This is a genomic window from Actinoplanes sp. NPDC049598, from assembly GCF_040675435.1.
Taxonomy (GTDB): domain Bacteria; phylum Actinomycetota; class Actinomycetes; order Mycobacteriales; family Micromonosporaceae; genus Actinoplanes.
Window position 1 is genome coordinate 58,037 of record NZ_JBFAOX010000031.1, and the last position, 17,288, is coordinate 75,324.

Consider the following 17,288-nt stretch of genomic DNA (forward strand, 5'->3'; position numbering starts at 1 on the left):
CTGTTCGAGGAGGTCGGCATTGATCGACAGGCTGCAAGCGGTCGCCCGGGCTCTCGCCGAGGCCGCCGCCGACGCCGTGCCCGAACGTCTCGCCGCTGCTCTGGCCGATGAGTACGCCCTCGCCGATACCGAGCTCTACCTGGTCGACTACCGGCTCGCGGCCCTGTTGCCGCTGCTCGGTGACACGCCGGTCACCCACCCCGGCGACGCCGCCTGGCGCAGCTTCGACCACCAGTCCGAGGTGCTCGGCGACGGCGGCGTCACCCATCTGCCGGTCACCGCCCGCGGCGAGCGGATCGGCGTGCTGCGCGTCGCCTCGGTCCCCGGCGATGCCCGCGCGCGTGGCGAGCTGGCCGAGATCGCGACCCTGGTGGCCCACGAGTTGCAGGCCGCCGGGGCCGGCACCGACCGGTACCGCACGAGCGCGCGCACCAAACGGCTCACCCTGGCCGCCGAGATGCAGTGGGAGCTGCTGCCCGGCCGCAGCCGGATCCGGCCCTCGTTCAGCCTGGCCGGGCAGCTGGAGCCGTCGTACGCGGTGCGCGGTGACAGCTTCGACTGGGCCGAACACGACGGGAAGCTCTTCCTGAGCGTGCTCAACGGCATGGGCGAGGGCGTGCAGGCGGCCCTGCTGACCGCGCTCGCCACCTACGCCATGCGCAACGCCCGGCGGGCCGGCATCGGGCTGGCCGACCAGGCCGCCCTGGCCGATCAGGCGATCTACGCCCTGCACCGTGGCGAATCGTACGCGTCCGCCCTGATGTTCGAGCTCGATCTGGTGACCGGCGAGATGCTGGCGGTCGACGCCGGCTCGCCCCGGCTGCTGCTCCTGCGCGAGGGCACGGTGACCGAGCACAAGCTCACCGCGCAGTTCCCGCTCGGGATGTTCGAGGACACCGATTACCGGGTGCAGAGCTTCACGCTGCGCCCGGGCGACCGGCTGATGATCGTCAGCGACGGCGTCACCGACGCGCTCACCGGCACCGGGCGGTACGGCGACGCGGCGCTGGCCCGCTTCGTCCGGCACACCGGATCGCTCGCGCCCCTGCAGGCCGTCCGCTCGCTGCTGGGCGACCTGCGGACCTACCTGGGCGACGCCGAGCTCGAGGACGACGCCGTGGCCGTCTGCCTGGACTGGACGGGGCCGCTCCCCTAGAGGAGCGGCCCCGGTAACGCCTTACGTCAGCTGCTGGCGCCGGTGCGGCGGCCGATGGCCTCCGCGAAGATGGACGCCATCCGGGCCGGGTCCTTCGCGATGAAGACACCGCCCGCGGGGGTGACCTGCACGATCTGCTGGAGGACGGGCGCGTCGATGCCGTCGCCGATACCGATGATCACCAGGCGGACCGGTTTCGTCGGGTCGGTCGACTTCTTCAGGTCGGCGAGCAGCTTCTCCTTGGAGATGCCGTCCTTGTTCTCCTCCTTGCCATCCGTGAAGAGGATGACAGAGTTGACCTTGCCGGGCTCCCAGGTGCGGCTGACCTCCTGGTAGGCGGCCAGCACCGTGTCGTACAGGCCGGTGTCGCCGCCCTTCTTCGGCACGATCTGCGGGATCGCGCCCGCGATCTCGTTGCGCGAGGAGGCCAGCGGCTTGATCGACTGGACCTGCCGCCAGGGCTTCTTGCCGTTCATCTCGGTCGAGAACAGCCAGACGCCGACGGCCCACTTGTCGTCGAACATGTTCAGGCCGGCCGCGGCCGCCTTCTGGGTGACCAGGGCGCGGGAGGCGCCGCCGGCCGACGGCACCGGGTCGGCCATCGAGCCGGAGACGTCGAAGACCGCGAGCACCCGGCCCGGCTGCGTGATCGCGTTCCAGCTGCCGAGCACCTGGGCCAGCGTGCTGGCGTCGAGACCGGCGGCGGCCGTGCCACCGCTCTTGTCGTCGCCGCCACCGGCCGCCGGCTTGGTGACGGCCGGGGACGCGTCCGGCGCGCCGAGCGGGCGGTTGAAGTCGGCGCCGTACGAGCCGTCGGGCGCCCGCAGACCGGCCGCGCCGAGCGCGTTCTTGAACGAGGCGCTGGTCAGCTCGGCCCGCAGACCCTCGGCGACCTTGGTCTTCTGCAGGTCGACCTCGGGCATGACCGCGTACGGGTAGTCCAGCGGCAGCGGGCTCGGGTTGAGGTAGAGCGCCACCAGCGGCACGGCCGGCCGCTCGGAGTTGTACGCGACCACGTCCTCCTCGGACAGCGGCGCGGCGCCGAGGCTCGAGGCGATGTCGGTCGGGTCGGCCGAGCGCGGGAATTTCTGCAGCAGGTCGTCGCGCAGGGCGGACGCGCTGTTGGCCAGGCCCTTGATGGCGGAGACCTTGGTGGTCTGCGCCTTCTCACCGGAGCCGGCGGCCTGGCCCAGGGCGAGCAGGCCGGAGAGGCCGGCCGCGTCCAGGCTCGGGTTGACGATGCCGGTGTTGAGGGTCGTGCTGGTGAGCATCTGGCCGAGCAGGGTGTTCCAGGTCAGCTTCTTGTCCGGCCAGCCGATCTTCTCGGCGATCGGCTTGGGCATGGCGACCACGACGGGGCTCTGCGCGATCGGTTTCTGGTCGGTGGGGGCGAAGCCCGGCGCCTCGGCCTTGAGCCGCAGCAGCCAGGTCGACGAGTCGGGGATCCACACGTCGGGCACCTTGACCGACTCGGGCGCCGTGCCCAGCCCGGTCAGCTGCACCTTGTGCTCCCCGGCGACGGCGGCGGCCATAGTCGACGAATTCGTATTGACGACGCTGACTGCAACGCACGTGCCGTCGACATTGGCGCCGCTCTGTACCCAGCGTTGCGCAGCTTGATCAACTGCGGGCTGGATCTCGCCGGCGGCGGCGACGGTCAACCGGATCGACCCGGTGCACCCCTTATCGGAAAGCTGCTGGTAGCCGAGGTACGACCCGGCCAGGACGACGACGATCGCCATCGCGGCTCCGACGACGCCAGCTCCTCTTGCATTGAAGTTTCTACGATGGCGGCCTGACACGCGCTCGATTGTGGCCATCACCGAAGGCGAATGCCATATACGTTCGGGCGAAAGTTACTCGGATTGGGATTGTTGGCATCTCGCATGACCGAAAGTGATGATGTCGTCTCGATCAGCCACGGAACTTGACCGTTTTCTTCCGGTTAACCTTTATGACTCTTTAGTCGTGGTCGTCCAGCGGAGCAGGGCCGTGGGGCTGGCGACCGCCGTCGGCTCGCCCTGCGGGGCGGGGACGCCCGTTTCGGCGTCGATCCGGAAGGTCGTCACGCTCTGTGACTTCTGATTGGTTACGTAGAGGTGATCCCCGAGCAAGATCATGTGCCGCGGCCAGTCGCCCCCGGCCGGCGTCTCGGCGATCAGCGTCGCGTCGTCGCCGTCCCAGGCGAAGGTGGCGATCGTGTTCGCCCCGCGGTTGGCCACGTACACGAAGCGGCCGTCGGCCCGGACGATGAGCTCGGACGGATAGTTCTCCCCGTCGGCTGTGGTCGTAGCGGCCTCACCGGCCGCCTCCAGCGTGCCGTCGACGGCCGGGCGCCACCAGCTCAGCGTGCCCGAAAGCTCCCCCACCAGCAGCAACGCGCCGTCCGGGGACCAGCGTAGGTGGCGCGGACCGGTGCCGGCCTTGGCCACCACCGCCGGCGGCAGCATGGTCAGGCGGCCCGCGACCGGGTCGAGCCGGGTGCGCCACACCCGGTCGGAGCCCAGGTCGGCCACCAGCACGTCGTCGCGGACCGGGACGACCATGTGGGCGTGCGGACCGGCCTGGCGGTCGGCCACCGGGCCGCTGCCGGCCAGCCCGAGCAGGTCCGAGCGCTCGCCCGGGGCGCCCTCGGCGTCCAGCGGGTGCACGGCCACCGAGCCGCTCGCGTAGTTCGCCACCAGCAGGAACCGGCCGTCCGAGGTGACCGACAGGTGGGCCGGGTCGCCGCCGCCGGTCGGCTGGACCGACAGCGGCGTCAGCTCGCCGCCGGGGGCGACGCGGAAAGCACTGACGCTGCCGTCCGGGTCGAGCTCGTTCACCGCGTACAGGATCGGCAATCCTGGATGCTGGGCCAGGAACGACGGCGACGGCGTGCGCGCCGCCACCCCGTGGTGGGTCAGGACCCCGGTCGCCGGGTCGCGGCGCAGCAGGGCGATGCCCTCGCCGTCGCCACCCTTGTCACCGGTGTAGCCGCCAACGAAGATCAGCTCATCGCTCGTGCCCATGCCCTGATCCCACCACAAGATCCCGCGCCGCCTCACGGCAGCCCGCGTCCAGCGCCAGATCGACGCGCGACTCCAGGACGTCGACCAGCTCCGGGCGCCGGGCCGTGCCCACGTTGCGGATCCGGCGGGTCACCGTGCCCGCCACCCCGGGATACCGGTCGGCCAGCCCCAGACCCTCGATCAACCGCGGCAGCGGCACCGGCGCCCCGATCTCGTCGGTGCCCATCGCCTCGAGCAGGACCTCGGCGGCGGCGCTGCCCACTTCCGCCAGGTCGGCGGTCACGCCCGGTGGGTTCAAGCCCATCGAGCTGTACGGGAACGAGGCGAGCCGCCCGTCGGAACGCCACAGATGCAGACGCCGTACGCGCGGGCTCGCGTGCAGCCGCCAGCGCGCCGGCCCGTCGCGACCGGTCACGAAGACCGGCCACCGGGCGCAGTGGTACGCCTCCACCGCCTCCGCCCACACCGCGGCCACGCCCCGGTCGTGCAGGCAGGCCACGTGACACGGCCCGGGAACCACCCCCGGCTCGTCGCCGGTCATCCAGGACAGAAGCGTCCAGTCCCGGCCGGCCAGGCCCAGCACCAGGCGGCCGCAGAGTTCACACATGCTTGCGCCCTCATGACCGGGGCGGGCGCGCGGACCCCCGTATGACCCGCGCGACCACCCCGGCGTTCTGTGCAGTGTCAGCTGTTCAACATCTCGTAGACGGTGTCGGTGGGCTTGGCCGTGTCCGTCGGCGCCTTCGGAGTGGCGGTCTTGCCGAAGCCGGCGTACGTCACCTTGTAGGTGGTGGCCTTGGCCTTGCCGGCCGCCGGGATCTTGACCGTCAGCAGGCTCAGGTGGCCCTCCGGCCCGATGACCGCCTCGAACGGCACGGCCTTGGCCTTCGCGCCGAGCGCGGTCAGCGTGGCGTCCTCGACGATCTCGGCGTCGGTCGAGGCGGTCAGGTCGGTCGTGCCGGCGTAGTGCCCGGCGGTGGTCTCCTTGACGCCGGCCGAGTTCTGGACGATCAGGGCGGTGTAGCCGGGGTCGGTCTCGTCGTTGTAGCCGACCGGCGCGTCGTCCTTGTCCTTGACCTTGGCCGGGTCGATCAGCATCCACTTCTTCGGGATGGCCGGGAAACCGTCCGGGACGCCGGTCAGCGACATCTTCATCCAGCCCTTGTCCGCGATGGCCAGGGCGTGCATGGTCAGCGTGATGCCGTCCTCCGAGTGGACGGCCTTGACCTGGGTGGTCTTGTGCGGGGCGTCGAGCATGCCCGAGACCGGCGTGACGCCGCCCTTGATGTCGAACGCGTAGGCGCCGACCTTCGCGTCCGGGACGGCCTGCAGGAGGGCGTCGCGGGGCGTCGCCACCGAGACCTTGGTCGGGCTGGTCTGGCTGGCGCCGGTCGCCTTCGGCTCGTCCGCGGCGTCCAGGACGCCGCAACCCGAGACGGTCAGCGCGAGTGCTCCGGCGAGGCCGAGGGTGAGCTGGTAGGTCTTCATCAGTCGTTTCTTTCTCATCGGCTCGGTTGCTGCCCAGAAGACTGCGGGAACGTGCTGCCGTCGCTCTGCGGTTATGCTGCTGCCCGCTGCCGTTCCACTGCCGAATCACGTTCGCGCAGGTCAAGCTGGGGGTTCCGCGCTGCGATTCGAAATTCTCGGTGAAGTACGCGTGCTGCGCGAGGGCACTCCGGTCGATCTCGGACCGGCCAAGCAGCGCGCCGTGCTCGCCGTTCTGCTGCTGCACGCCGGCCGGCCGGTGCCGACCCACCAGATCGTCGACGCGGTCTGGGGCGACGACCCGCCGGAGAACGGCGCCAACGTGGTGCAGAAGTACGTGGCCGGGTTGCGCCGCGTGCTGGACCCGTCACGCGCGCCGCGGACGCCGGGCGAGCTGCTGGCCCTGACCGGCAGCGGGTACGTGCTGCAGATCACCGGTCATGAGGTCGACGCGGACGAGTTCACCGCGACCGTGTCGTCGTCCTCGGCCGCGGAGTTGCGCCAGGGACTGGCGCTGTGGCGGGGTGACGCGCTGGCCGGGCTGAGCGGGCCGGTCTTCGAGGCGGCCCGGCTCCGGCTGACCGAGGCCAAGGCGACGGCCTGGGAAAGATGGGCCGAGCTGTCCCAGGACCGGGACCCGGCGCTGATCCCGGAGCTGAGCCGGCTGATCGGGGAGTTCCCGCTGCGCGAGGGTCTCCGGGCGCAGTTGATGGTCGCGCTCTACAAGAGTGGGCGGCAGGCGGAGGCGCTCGCGGCCTTCCGGGAGGCCCGGGCCTACCTACTGGACGAGTTCGGCATCGAGCCGGGCGAGCTGCTCCAGGAGACCCACCGCCGGGTCCTGCGGGGCGAGCCGGTTGGTTCCTCTCCGGCGCCGGACGCGCCGGCCCCGCGCGCGCCACGAACCGAGCCCCCGGAGCTGGTCCAGGCCGTTTCACCGGCCGCACCGGCATCGTCGGCGCCGGGCACACCGGGTTCGCCGGCATCGGAGGCATCGGTCTCGCCGGCGCCGGGAATGCCGGGTGCGCCAGAAACGGCTCGTTATGCGCACGGCTCGGGTCAGGCCTGGCCTCCGCCGGCCTGGGCGCCGCCGGTTTCACCGGCCCAGCCCTTCGCCGGGCCGGCGGCGGGCGCGGGGGCCCAGCCGTTCGTCGGACCGGCGGCGGGCGCGGGGGCCCAGCCGTTCGTCGGACCGGCGGCGGGGCCGTTCGCCGGTCCGCCGCAGCCGGGGTTCGCGGCGGGCATGGCGGCCTTTCCCGGGCGGTCGGGATCGCGGCCGCCGATCCCGTACCTCGAGGTGATCTTCGCCGCGATCCTGCCGCTGATCACGCTCTCGCTCGGATCGTGGATCTACTTCGCGGTGGCGGCCGGCCGGCATCACAACCGGCGGCTGCTCATCCCGGCCGCGGCCTACTTCCTGGCGGTGGTGTTCGCGGCGATCTTCATGGGGATCGACCCGACCGACGTCGAAGAGCCGGACAGCGTCTTCGAGACCATCGCCATCATCACGTTCCTCGTCGTGATCTTCACGGCCTCGATCTTCGGGGCGGTGATCGCGACCCACTCCGGGACAGCCGCCCGAGAGTGGTTCCTGCGCGAGCAGTTCCGGCTGTTCGCCGCGATGGACCCGGGCCGGGCCCTGCACACGGCCGTCGGCCGCCCGGACATCTCCCGCCCCTACGACGACGGCGGCCTGGTCGACCTCAACCACGTGGGCGAGGCCGACCTGATCGGCCACGCCAAGCTGAAACCCAGCGCCGCCGAACGCATCATCGCCAGCCGCCTCCAGGACGGCTGGTTCCGCCAGCCCGACGAGCTGGTGCACCGCGGCCTGATCACCGCCCGCCAGTTCCGCCGCGTGGCCCCCCGCCTGATCGCCCTGCCGCCGGGGATCTGATCCCCGGCCCGATCAGCGGCCGGCTGAGGTCAGTTGGCGGCGGGCGACGTACTCGACGAGCTCGATGAGGACGTTGCGGGCGGCCTGGGGCTCGCGGGCGTCGAAGAGGACCACGGGGACGTCGCCGTCGAGGTCGAGGGCGCGGCTGACGGCGTCGGGGCCGAAGCGCTGCTCCGAGTCGAAACAGTTGACGGCGACCACGAAGGGGGTGCCGCGCTGCTCGAAGTAGTCGATCGAGGGGAAGCAGTCGGCCAGGCGGCGGGTGTCGGCCAGGACGACCGCGCCCAGCGCGCCTTGCGAGAGCTCGTCCCAGAGGAACCAGAAGCGGTCCTGGCCGGGGGTGCCGAACAGGTAGAGCTGCAGGTCCTCGGTGATGGTGATGCGGCCGAAGTCCATCGTGACCGTGGTGGTGGTCTTGCCCTCGACGCCGTCGACGCTGTCGGCGCCGTCGACGCCGGTGAGGACCTCCTCGGTCTGCAGCGGGCGGATCTCGCTGACCGAGCCGACCATTGTGGTCTTGCCGGCGCCGAAACCGCCGGCGATCAGGATCTTGAGCGCGACCGGGATGCGCGAGCCGTTCTGGCCTTCGCGCTCAGAGCGCACGGAGTCCATTGACAACCGCCTTGAGTACGTCGACGTCGTGGGGCTGGGAGGCCGCCGGGGGTTCGTACAGGGAGATGAGCCCCGCCGAGCGTAGATCACCGAGCAAAACCCGGATCACACCGAGGGAGAGATCGAGGCCGGCCGCGAGCTCGACGATCGAGATCGGCTCCCAGGCGGCGGCGACGATCGCGTGATGCTCGGGCTGCAGCGACGCGTTGTCACCGGGGTGACCGCCGGCCACCGCGACGACGAAGGCGACCAGGTCGAACTCGCCGCCCTCGGGCGCCACCCGGCCCTGGGTCATCGCGTACGGGCGCACGACCGGCCCGGCATCGTTGTCGAGCCAGTCGTGCGCCACGCGGTGTGAGTCAGCCGGCATCGGACGGTGACACCGCCGAGCGCTCGGGCGCGCTCATGTTCTGGCCGACCCGGGTCACCAACATGGCCATCTCGTACGCGATCAGGCCCAGGTCGGCGTCGCTGGAGGCCAGCACGGCCAGGCACGCGCCGTGCCCGGCGGCGGTGACGAACAGGAAGGCCGACTCCATCTCGACCACCGTCTGCCGCACCGGGCCGGCCCGGAAGTGCCGGCTCGCGCCCTTGGCCAGGCTCTGAAAGCCGGCCGCCATGGCCGACAGGTGCTCGGCGTCCTCGCGCCGCAACCCGGCCGAGGCGCCCATCAGCAGCCCGTCGGCGGAGAGCACAACCGCCTGCTGCGCCGTCGGCACCCGCTCCACGAGATCGTCGAGGAGCCAGGTCAGGTTCGCCCTCTGGTTCGTCGTCTGTGTCACTTATGCGTCCTTTTCCGGCCGTGTCACGTCGTTGCTTCCGGGTTCGGTGGCACGGTCGCCGGCCGCATCCTCCCCGCCCCCGGTGGGTTCCCGGGCGAACGCCGCGTTCACGATCGCCGGGAAACTGACGGTAGCCGCATCCGCAAAGGATCCACCGTTCGAGGGACGGTCGATGACCGTGTCGTCCGGATTAGACCGTTCTTCAGAAACGGAATCCGTGGCGTGGCGACTCTTTCCGTCGCTATTCCGTCTCGGAGAGTCATCGAGATAGCGCAATGCGTCGATGCGTCCGCGGGTCGTGCCGGACTGCAGCGCGCTCATGATGCTGCGGACCTGCTCGGGCGAGCGGAGGGTGGCGGCCGGCTCCTCCTCCACGGGCGCGGCGCCGGCCCGGCGGCGCAGCTGCGGGGCGATGCTGGCCTGGCGCACCCGCTTGGGCAGGCCGTCCTCGGTCTCCGCCGGCGGGGCCGCGGGTGACGTCGGCGCCATGAACATCGGGGCGGCCGAGGTCGGCGCCACCGGGGACGCTCCGGTCGGCAGGGCGCTCGGGAACAGCGGCGCGGCCGAGACCGGCATGACCGCGTTGGGCACGGTCGCGGCCGGGTCGGCGGCGCCGAGGTCGACCGGGCGCGGACCGGCCGGGCCTGACCCGGCCGGGCCGGGAACGCTCGGGCTTGACTCGGCCGGGCCGGGAACGGCCGGGCTTGACTCGGCCGGGCCGGGAACGGCCGGGCTTGACTCGGCCGGGCCGGGGACGGTCGGGCGGCGGACCCGCTTGCGCTGGACCAGGCCCTCCTCGCTCAGGCCGGGGGCGATCGCGCTCGGCGCCGGGCCACCGACCGGCTCCGGGGCCCCGGCCGAGGCCGGGGTGACCGCGCCGTCGATGGTGACCGGGCGGCCGGGCACGGTGATCTGCCGCAGCTCCTCCGCGCCCTGCCACTGCAGCTCGGCCAGCGAGTGCCGGGCCGGGTCGTCGGTGCCGGAGCCAACCAGCGGACGGTCCCTGGCGGCCGCCGGCAGCGCGGCCGGGCCGGCCCCGGGAGCGACCAGGTCGCCCGGGACCAGGATGATCGCGGTCACACCGGCGTAGGCCGACGCGCGCAGCGAGACCCGGATGCCGTGCCGGTTGGCCAGCTGGGCCACGACGAACAGGCCGAGCCGGGCGCTGTCGGCCGGGTCGAAGTCGGGCGGCTCGACCAGGCGGCGGTTGGCCTCGTCGATCGCCTCCGGGGTCATACCGAGACCCCTGTCCTCGATCTCCACCGCGTAGCCGTTCGGCAGGACCTGACCGGAGACCTGGACCCGGGTGTGCGGGGGCGAGAACGAGGCCGCGTTCTCCAGGAGCTCGGCCAGCAGGTGGATCACGTCGCCGACCGCGCGGCCGAGCACCGAGGCCGACTCGACCGAGCGGATGTCCACCCGCTTGTAGTCCTCGACCTCGCTGATCGCGCCGCGGATGACGTCGATCACCGGCACCGGGTTGCGCCAGCCCCGGCCGGGCGCGGCGCCGGCCAGGATGACCAGGTCCTCCGCGTGGCGGCGCATGCGGGTGGCGAGGTGGTCGACCCGGTAGAGATCCTCCAGCTCCTGCGGCTCGGTCTCGCGGCGTTCCATGCGGTCGAGCAGGGCGAGCTGGCGGTGCAGCAGCGTCTGGCTGCGCCGGGCGATGTTCAGGAAGACCTCGTTGAGGCCGCGGCGGACGCCGGCCTCCTCGACCGCCGACTGCACGGCCGTACGCTGCACCTCGTTGAACGCCTGACCCAGCTGGCCGATCTCGTCGTGGCCGTACTCGAGCGGCGGCGTCTCGACGTCCACGTCGACCTCTTCACCGCGCTGCAGCCGGCGTACGACGGTGGGCAGCCGCTCGGTGGCCATCTCGCGCGCCTCGCCGTGCAGGCGGCGCAGCCGGCCGACGATCGAGCGCCCGACCCGGACCGACAGGTAGACCGAGAAGGCCAGGGCGGCCAGGCCCAGCACGGCGGCCAGGCCGAGCCGGATCAGGATGCTCTGGGCCAGGGGCCGGGCCCGGTCGGTCAGCGAGTCGGTCGCGGCCGACTCGAAGGCGCGCAGCTCCCGGACGGCGGCGACGTAGGTGGGCCGGAACTCGCCGCTGCTGACCGGCGAGACGACGCCGTCCCGGCTCTGCTGGACCAGGGCGGTGAGCTGGGCGTCGAGCCGGTTGAAGGCCTCGCCGCCGCTCAACTTGTTGTACGCCGTACGGTCGGCCGCGGTCATGTCCTCGACCCCGCGGCCGAACAGGAAGCGGGCCGTGCCGACGTCCTGGATGAGCTGGCTGCGCGTCTCGGGATCGAACTGCCCGCGCGCGGTGGCCCCGCCGACCAGGGCGTCGACCCGGCTGAGGTACTCCTGCCCCTGGCCGACCGTGGTGAGCGCCCGCAGCTCGCGGTCGATGCGCTCGTCGTCGAAGGTGGCGGTGGCGGCGAAGGTCTGGAAGCCGGCCGCGATGACGTTGTTGTAGAAGTTCTGCCCGCCGATCGGGTCCATCTCGCGGCGGTCGATGTGCTCGCGGTTGCCGGCCACGCTGTCGAGCTGAGTGAAGAACGAGCCGATCCGCGCCCGCAGCGCCTCGCTGGCCGCGTCCTGCGCCTTCTCCCCGCCGGCCCGGCGGCGGAAGTCGGCGATCGACCGGTCGGTGGCGGCCCGCTGATCCTTCAGCGTCTGCGGCACGGCGCCCTTGCCGGAAAGATATTGGACCGTGAACAGCCGCTCGCGCTGCAGGTGGCCGACCAGCTCGATGCCCGGGTTGCCGACCGTGTCGAGCACCGTGCGCGCGGAGAGCAGGTTGAACGCCGGGCCGGCGGTGAGCGCGGTCGCGAACAGCCACAACGCCAACAGCGCGGTCAACGGGACGGCGGCCAGGGCGATGATCTTCGAACGGATCGACCAGTAACGGGTGGTTCTCATCAAGGGCTCCGCCCGAGGGGGTTCGGCGACGGCGTACGCCCTCGGCAGAATACGTAAAACCTTCGCCCTCAGCCACCTCGGCGGCGTACCGGATTGTCGGCCTTGGATCCATTTTGTCCAGCGGGATCGCCGAGTCGTTGTTACGACAGCGCACCTTCGTGGGCCAGATGCGATTGGCGGTACACCATCGGTGGGCATACCGGGTACGACGAAGGAGGAGGCCCCCGATGTCCCCCACACTCACGATCATCCTGATCGTCGTCGTCCTGCTCGTTATCGCCGCCATCGTTTACGGCGTCCAGGTCGGACGGCGCAAGAAGCTGCAGAGCACATTCGGCCCCGAGTACGACCGGGTGGTCGCCGACACCGGCAGCCGCACGGAGGCCGAGAAAGAGCTGCGTGAGCGCGAGAAGCGGCACGCGTCGCTCGAGCTCAAGCCGCTGACCCCCGAGGCCCAGGCCAAGTACTCGGCCGCCTGGGAAGAGGTCCAGATCAAGTTCGTGGACAACCCGGCCGAGGCCGTGGCCACCGCCGACGAGCTGGTCACCCGGCTGATCGCGGAGCGTGGGTACCCCACCGGGCAGTACGACGAGCGGCTGGCCGACCTGTCGGTCGAGCACGCCAGCACGCTCGGCCACTACCGGGACGCGCACGAGATCAGCGTGCGCAGCCGCGACGGCCAGGCCGGGACCGAGGACCTGCGCCAGGCGCTGGTGCACTACCGCGCGCTGTTCGCGGATCTGCTCGGCACGGACCCGGTTGCTGGTACTACTGACAGCACGACTGTCTCCAATGGAGACGCTGCGGCGCCCGCTCCCCGGGAGGCCGACGACCACACCGCCCGCGACACCAGCCGCTAGGAGCCGAGATGAAGTTCTTCTCGAACGAGAAAGAGAACGAGGCGGAGTACGCGAACGACGACCCCGAGCGTACGCAGCACGTGGCCTCGGAGCCCGTGACCGTGCCGCCGCAGCGGGCCGGGTCGCCGTGGAGCGACCGGCCCGGTGACGCCCCCGCCGCCGTCCCGGTCGACGGCCCGGCCGATCCGGAGCGCCGCGAGGAGAGCACGACCACGACGTACGGGCCGGACGGCTCGGTCGATCAGTATCAAGGTCACCACACGGACGAGGCGCCGGTGGACACCGACCGGGACGCGGTCCGGGACGACGGGACCTTCGACGGCCCGACCGCGGTCGAGCCGGCCACCGGTGAACCCCTGGCCGAGTCGAAGCGTGACGCCGACCCGGACGTCGACCTGGACCTGGACGGGAAATCCGACACGCGGCCCGCCGCCGAGTCGGCCCCCGACTCCCGGTCCGACCTCGACTCCCGGTCCGACCTCGACTCCCGGTCCGACCTCGACTCCCGCTCCGACTCCGACCCCGATAAAACGGACGTCATCAAGGACGACGGGACTTTCGAGAGCCCCACCGTCGTCGCGCCCGCGGCCGCCGCCTCCACGCCCGCGGCCGCCACACCCTCGGCGCCCTCCGCGCCGGACCGCCTCCTGCCGGACGGTGACGCCTTCACCGAGCGCTTCCGCGACATCCAGCTGCGCTTCGTGGACGACCCCAAGGACGCCACGGCCGAGGCGTCCCGCCTGGTCGAAGAGGTCGTCGACAAGCTGACCAGCAACCTCAAGGCGCAGCGGGACGCCCTCGGCGGCAACGCCGACGACACTGAGAAGCTGCGGGTCGAGCTGCGCGGCTACCGGGACATCCTCAACCGCCTGCTGTCGCTCTGACTGAAGTTCACGGTTCGCGGGGGGCCTGCCCAGGATCCCCGCGAACTGTCTGCTTGGCGATATGCGCACCGGCCGCTCGTCTCCGCACCCCAGCCGAGTGCGGCCCTCCCCGCCGCGGCCTAGCGCGGCCCTCCCCGCCCCGGCGGAGTGCGACCCTTCCCACCCCCGGCGGAGTGCGACCCTTCCCACCCTTCCCACCCCCGGCCGAGTGCGACCCTTCCCACCCCCGGCAGAGTGCGACCCAGTGCTGCCAAGTGGCGACTGTCCGGGTCGCCGACGGTGGGCCGGGACGATGACATAGGTGCGCGGGCGCTGCGGGGGCGGTCGAGCTTCGGCTCGTCGGCCGACTCGAATCGGCGGCCGTCAGCGGCCGGTTCCACTCGGCGGCCCTCATCAGCCGGTTCCGCTCAGCGGCCCTCATCAGCCGGTTCCACTCAGCGGCCCTCATCAGCCGGTTCCACTCAGCGGCCCTCATCAGCCGGTTCCGCTCAGCTGCCGTCGGTGGCCGGCTTAGATCAGCGGCTGGACGAGGCGGCGGCCCGGCTGACAGCGCGGTCGCCCTGGCCTACGCCGTCCCAGCCGGTGCCGCCGCCGTTGCCCGGGCCGCCGTTGTCCTCGTCGTGGGGCGGCCACGACGGGTCGTCGCTCTCGTCCTCGGACGGTGTGGTGGGGGCCGGGCCGGTCGGCTCGGTGGTGGTGTCGGTCGGGTCGGTCGCGGGTGGGGTGGTGGTCGCCTCGGTCGGCGGCGTCGCCGGGGGGCTGGTGGTGGCGCTCGCGCTCGGCGAGGCCGGCTCGCTCGGTGTGGTGACGGCCGGCGATGGCGTGGGTGACGTGGTGGTGGCGGCCGGCGAGGGCGTGGGCGACGTGTCCACCGGCAGGACGTTGCTCTGAGGAGCTGTGTCCACAGGGGAGCTGTCGCTGGTCTCCTCGCCCGCGCCGGTGCCGCCGACTAGCTGGTCGGTGGTCACCTTGTTCTGGTCGCTGATCACGGCGGGCGGCTGCCCGGGCGCGCTCGGCATCGAGCCGAGCTGGACACCCATCCAGAGGGCCGGACCGAGCCCGACCGCGATGATCGCTCCGAAGAGCGCCAACGGTCCCCGCTCCATGATCTGGCCTCCCCCGCCCTCATAGGGATCGTCCACCGACACCGGAATCTCATCTACCCATTTACGAAACCGGTAAGCGAACAGCCCACTAAGGTCATTGTGACCCGAAGTGACGGGCAGATCACTCATCCGCCGCGAATGAGACCCTGGTGTCCGGTATTACGCACGGCAGGCCCGCCACAGTTCACTGTGGCTCATGACAAAGTCCGGAATCAGCGCGTACGGGTGAGGAAGGACACCGCCTCATCGAGCGCGGCCCATCCCCCGGGCAGCTCCTCGGAGTCGAGCGTCGTCCGCACACTCAGGCGGCCGCCGCCGCGCAGCCCGATCTCCCACGACCGCCGCCCGCCGCGCGCCCCCGCGGACGCCACATCGGCGAACGGCACGAAGCGCCTCCCCCCGAAGTCGTCCGTTGTGGTCAACGTCGCCACCGCGCCGGCGGCGCCTCCCGGCGCTCCACCGGCCGGACGAGTGCCGGCCATCGCGCCGGCCTCATCCCGAGCCACGCCGGGCGCCGGAGAAGCGCCGACCGACGCGCCGGGCTCATCCCGAGCCTCATCCCGAGCCACGCCGGGCGCCGGAGAAGCGCCGACCGACGCGCCGGCCGGAGGTGCACCAACTGCACTCACAGGTGCACCTCCCGCCGAGGCCTCGAGGGATGCGCTTTGGGCCGCGCTGGCAGAAGGGTCATGTGCCGGTGGGGTGCCTCGTGATGACAGGCCGGCGTGGCGGGTGGCCGGGGAGCCGTCGGCCAGGACGCCGTCGGAGGCCAGGCGGGTCAGGCGGCGTTTGGCCTCGGCGTGCCGGGAGCGGGGCAGGCCGGGGAGGAGGACCAGCCCGGTCTCGACGACCAGCAGGTCGGTGCGGGCGCCGTCGACCAGCACGTTGACCACGCCGCCGAGCACGGGCACCCGGGTCGAGGGGCGGACGACGTCACCGTCGGTGGCCGCGAGGTCGATGCCGAGCGCGGCGAGCCACTCGCGGGCTTCGCCGACCATGGCCGGGTCGGCGGCGAGCATGGCCGGGCCGTGCAGGTCGAGATGGGAGCCGTCGGCCGCGACCAGCTCGGCCGTGCCCGTCCAGCTGTGCCGCCAGCGCGCGGCCCCACCGTGCAGGGCGGCCAGCGCCAGCAGCAGGGTGATCAGCTCGGTGACCCGCTCGGCGACGCTCCGCTGGTCGCCGCCCGCCGGCTCCCGGCCCGCCGGCGTCTCACCCTGACCCGGCGACGGCTCCCCCTGGGCTGGGGGCAGGTCGCCCTGGGCGGGGGGCAGGTCGCCCTGGGCTGGGGGCAGCTCGGCGAAGACTGTTTCGGCGAGTTTGGCGAGGCGGCCGTCGGCGGCGAGGGTGAGGACGGCGTCGGCGCCGGTGACGGGAGTGCCGGCGGCGCGGGAGAGGGCGCGCAGCGACGCGTCGGCCTCGCGCTCCATCTCGGCCGTGCGGGCCGCGCCGAAGAACTCGTCCCAGCCGACGACCGAGCGGCCGGCCGGCGGGAAGGCGACCGCCTGCAGCGCCCGGCCCAGGCCGGGCAGGTCGGGGATCAGGTCGCCGGCCGGTGGCGACGCCGGCTCGGGGCCCTCGGGGGTGATCGCGGCCAGCGCGGCCTGGCGCTCGGCCACCGGCGGGTGGGGATCCCACTCCCCCGGCGCCGCGGGGCCGCGGGCCCGGATCAGCGCCGCGTCCTCGGCGCGGGCGGCGAGCACGCGCAGGAAGCCACCGAACACGTCGTCCGGCACGAGGCCGGTCTGCCAGCCGGGGCTGAGGTATTCCACGTGGAAGAGCTGTTGCATGCCGTCGAGGACGGGGCCGTCGCGCAGCACCGCGGCCGCCACCCGCGGGCCGGCGAACTCGGCCGCCACCCGGTCGGCGGCGAACTCCTGCTCGCGGCTCAGCGGGTCGTCGACCGCCCTGTACCACCTGGCCCAGAGCCGCAGGACCGGGCCGGCGGGGCTGCGGGCGGGGATGCGCGGCACGATACGGCCCAGGGCCACCCGGCCGCGGCGGGCCATCGGCGCGAACCGGCCGCCCAGCTTGGCCGACCCGTGCGCCAGCTCGTGGGCGACCACGGCCCGCAGCCGGGCCTCGTCCCACGCCTGGAAGATCGGGAGCCCGAGGTAGAGCTCGCGGTGGCCGCCGGCCAGCCCACCGAAGCGGACGTGCTCGACCAGGGTCGCGTGGGCCGAAGCGACCACGGTGACGCCGTCGGGCGGAGCCGCGCCGGCGACGGCCGCGGCCTCGTCGAGCATCGTCCACAACTGTGGCGCGTCGGCCCGGGTCACCGGCACACCGGCCGGGGTGGGGCGGCGCAGGCGCAGGGCGCGGACCGTGGCGTACCCCAGCAGCCCGGCCGTGGCGATGGCGAGCGGGACCGCGACCTGCACGGCCACCGTGCCGGGGAGCAGATCGAGCACCACCAGCACGATTGCCAGCGCCGCGACCACCTGCAGCCACGCGGCGGCCAGGAAGCCGGCCAGCATGGCGGCTGACTTGCCCATCTCTCTCCTCCGACCTCGTCCGGGCTCCCAGACTAGGGCGGGGGTCTGACGGAAACCCCAGACGCGGAGTCCGCCGGCGGGAAA

At 72.6% G+C, this 17,288-nt stretch carries 14 protein-coding genes; 4 read left to right on the forward strand and 10 right to left on the reverse strand.

From position 1 onward, the window contains the following. Positions 1-19 precede the first annotated feature (19 nt). A complete protein-coding gene (locus AB0J66_RS42580) occupies positions 20-1,156 on the forward strand; it encodes a PP2C family protein-serine/threonine phosphatase (protein ID WP_364673224.1) in 1,137 nt (378 codons plus the stop codon). A 26-nt stretch (positions 1,157-1,182) separates the two neighbouring features. On the opposite strand, the gene AB0J66_RS42585 is transcribed toward AB0J66_RS42580, so the two are convergent. The 4 genes from AB0J66_RS42585 to AB0J66_RS42600 form a co-directional block, all read right to left on the reverse strand. Next, positions 1,183-2,898: a substrate-binding domain-containing protein gene (locus tag AB0J66_RS42585; RefSeq protein ID WP_364673226.1), complete on the reverse strand. Its 1,716-nt coding sequence runs from the start codon at positions 2,896-2,898 to the stop codon at positions 1,183-1,185. Between the two features lie 210 nt (positions 2,899-3,108). Next, a complete protein-coding gene (locus tag AB0J66_RS42590) occupies positions 3,109-4,164 on the reverse strand; it encodes a lactonase family protein (RefSeq protein WP_364673228.1) in 1,056 nt (351 codons plus the stop codon). Next, complete coding sequence (locus AB0J66_RS42595; RefSeq protein WP_364673229.1) at positions 4,148-4,771, reverse strand: hypothetical protein; 624 nt, start codon at positions 4,769-4,771, stop codon at positions 4,148-4,150. The genes AB0J66_RS42590 and AB0J66_RS42595 overlap by 17 nt, the downstream gene beginning before the upstream one ends. A gap of 77 nt (positions 4,772-4,848) precedes the next feature. Next, positions 4,849-5,652 carry a hypothetical protein gene (locus AB0J66_RS42600; protein ID WP_364673231.1) on the reverse strand — a complete coding sequence of 268 codons (804 nt, stop codon included), beginning with the start codon at positions 5,650-5,652 and terminating at the stop codon, positions 4,849-4,851. A 169-nt stretch (positions 5,653-5,821) separates the two neighbouring features. On the opposite strand from AB0J66_RS42600, the gene AB0J66_RS42605 reads away from it, so the two are divergent. Next, the gene (locus AB0J66_RS42605) at positions 5,822-7,543 is read left to right on the forward strand and encodes a BTAD domain-containing putative transcriptional regulator (protein ID WP_364673232.1); all 1,722 of its coding nucleotides are present in this window, start codon (positions 5,822-5,824) and stop codon (positions 7,541-7,543) included. Positions 7,544-7,555: 12 nt separating this feature from the next. On the opposite strand, the gene AB0J66_RS42610 is transcribed toward AB0J66_RS42605, so the two are convergent. Genes AB0J66_RS42610 through AB0J66_RS42625 form a run of 4 tightly spaced genes read right to left on the reverse strand, consistent with a single transcriptional unit; the run spans position 7,556 to position 11,862 of the window. Next, the gene (locus tag AB0J66_RS42610) at positions 7,556-8,155 is read right to left on the reverse strand and encodes an ATP/GTP-binding protein (protein WP_364673234.1); all 600 of its coding nucleotides are present in this window, start codon (positions 8,153-8,155) and stop codon (positions 7,556-7,558) included. Beyond that, entirely contained in the window at positions 8,136-8,525 is a 390-nt protein-coding gene (locus AB0J66_RS42615; protein ID WP_364673235.1) for a DUF742 domain-containing protein, read from the reverse strand. The genes AB0J66_RS42610 and AB0J66_RS42615 overlap by 20 nt, the downstream gene beginning before the upstream one ends. Continuing rightward, the gene (locus AB0J66_RS42620) at positions 8,515-8,937 is read right to left on the reverse strand and encodes a roadblock/LC7 domain-containing protein (protein ID WP_364673237.1); all 423 of its coding nucleotides are present in this window, start codon (positions 8,935-8,937) and stop codon (positions 8,515-8,517) included. The genes AB0J66_RS42615 and AB0J66_RS42620 overlap by 11 nt, the downstream gene beginning before the upstream one ends. Next, entirely contained in the window at positions 8,938-11,862 is a 2,925-nt protein-coding gene (locus tag AB0J66_RS42625; protein WP_364673239.1) for a nitrate- and nitrite sensing domain-containing protein, read from the reverse strand. A 227-nt stretch (positions 11,863-12,089) separates the two neighbouring features. Here AB0J66_RS42625 and AB0J66_RS42630 point away from each other — a divergent pair, with 227 nt between their 5' ends. Continuing rightward, a complete protein-coding gene (locus AB0J66_RS42630) occupies positions 12,090-12,722 on the forward strand; it encodes a hypothetical protein (protein ID WP_364673241.1) in 633 nt (210 codons plus the stop codon). A gap of 8 nt (positions 12,723-12,730) precedes the next feature. Then, positions 12,731-13,606 carry a hypothetical protein gene (locus tag AB0J66_RS42635; RefSeq protein ID WP_364673242.1) on the forward strand — a complete coding sequence of 292 codons (876 nt, stop codon included), beginning with the start codon at positions 12,731-12,733 and terminating at the stop codon, positions 13,604-13,606. Between the two features lie 515 nt (positions 13,607-14,121). On the opposite strand, the gene AB0J66_RS42640 is transcribed toward AB0J66_RS42635, so the two are convergent. Together AB0J66_RS42640 and AB0J66_RS42645 are read right to left on the reverse strand one after the other, a co-directional pair. Then, entirely contained in the window at positions 14,122-14,712 is a 591-nt protein-coding gene (locus AB0J66_RS42640) for a hypothetical protein (RefSeq protein WP_364673244.1), read from the reverse strand. Positions 14,713-14,924: 212 nt separating this feature from the next. Further along, a complete protein-coding gene (locus tag AB0J66_RS42645; protein ID WP_364673246.1) occupies positions 14,925-17,204 on the reverse strand; it encodes a M48 family metalloprotease in 2,280 nt (759 codons plus the stop codon). Between the last annotated feature and the right edge of the window lie 84 nt (positions 17,205-17,288).

What these genes read in the sequence shown, in the direction of transcription:
- AB0J66_RS42585 (WP_364673226.1), bottom strand. Translation starts at nt 2,898, where the DNA reads ATGGCGATCGTCGTCGTCCTGGCCGGGTCGTACCTCGGCTACCAGCAG.
- AB0J66_RS42590 (WP_364673228.1), bottom strand. Translation starts at nt 4,164, where the DNA reads ATGGGCACGAGCGATGAGCTGATCTTCGTTGGCGGCTACACCGGTGAC.
- AB0J66_RS42595 (WP_364673229.1), bottom strand. Translation starts at nt 4,771, where the DNA reads ATGTGTGAACTCTGCGGCCGCCTGGTGCTGGGCCTGGCCGGCCGGGAC.
- AB0J66_RS42600 (WP_364673231.1), bottom strand. Translation starts at nt 5,652, where the DNA reads ATGAAGACCTACCAGCTCACCCTCGGCCTCGCCGGAGCACTCGCGCTG.
- AB0J66_RS42610 (WP_364673234.1), bottom strand. Translation starts at nt 8,155, where the DNA reads ATGGACTCCGTGCGCTCTGAGCGCGAAGGCCAGAACGGCTCGCGCATC.
- AB0J66_RS42615 (WP_364673235.1), bottom strand. Translation starts at nt 8,525, where the DNA reads ATGCCGGCTGACTCACACCGCGTGGCGCACGACTGGCTCGACAACGAT.
- AB0J66_RS42625 (WP_364673239.1), bottom strand. Translation starts at nt 11,862, where the DNA reads ATGAGAACCACCCGTTACTGGTCGATCCGTTCGAAGATCATCGCCCTG.
- AB0J66_RS42630 (WP_364673241.1), top strand. Translation starts at nt 12,090, where the DNA reads ATGTCCCCCACACTCACGATCATCCTGATCGTCGTCGTCCTGCTCGTT.
- AB0J66_RS42635 (WP_364673242.1), top strand. Translation starts at nt 12,731, where the DNA reads ATGAAGTTCTTCTCGAACGAGAAAGAGAACGAGGCGGAGTACGCGAAC.
- AB0J66_RS42640 (WP_364673244.1), bottom strand. Translation starts at nt 14,712, where the DNA reads ATGGAGCGGGGACCGTTGGCGCTCTTCGGAGCGATCATCGCGGTCGGG.
- AB0J66_RS42645 (WP_364673246.1), bottom strand. Translation starts at nt 17,204, where the DNA reads ATGGGCAAGTCAGCCGCCATGCTGGCCGGCTTCCTGGCCGCCGCGTGG.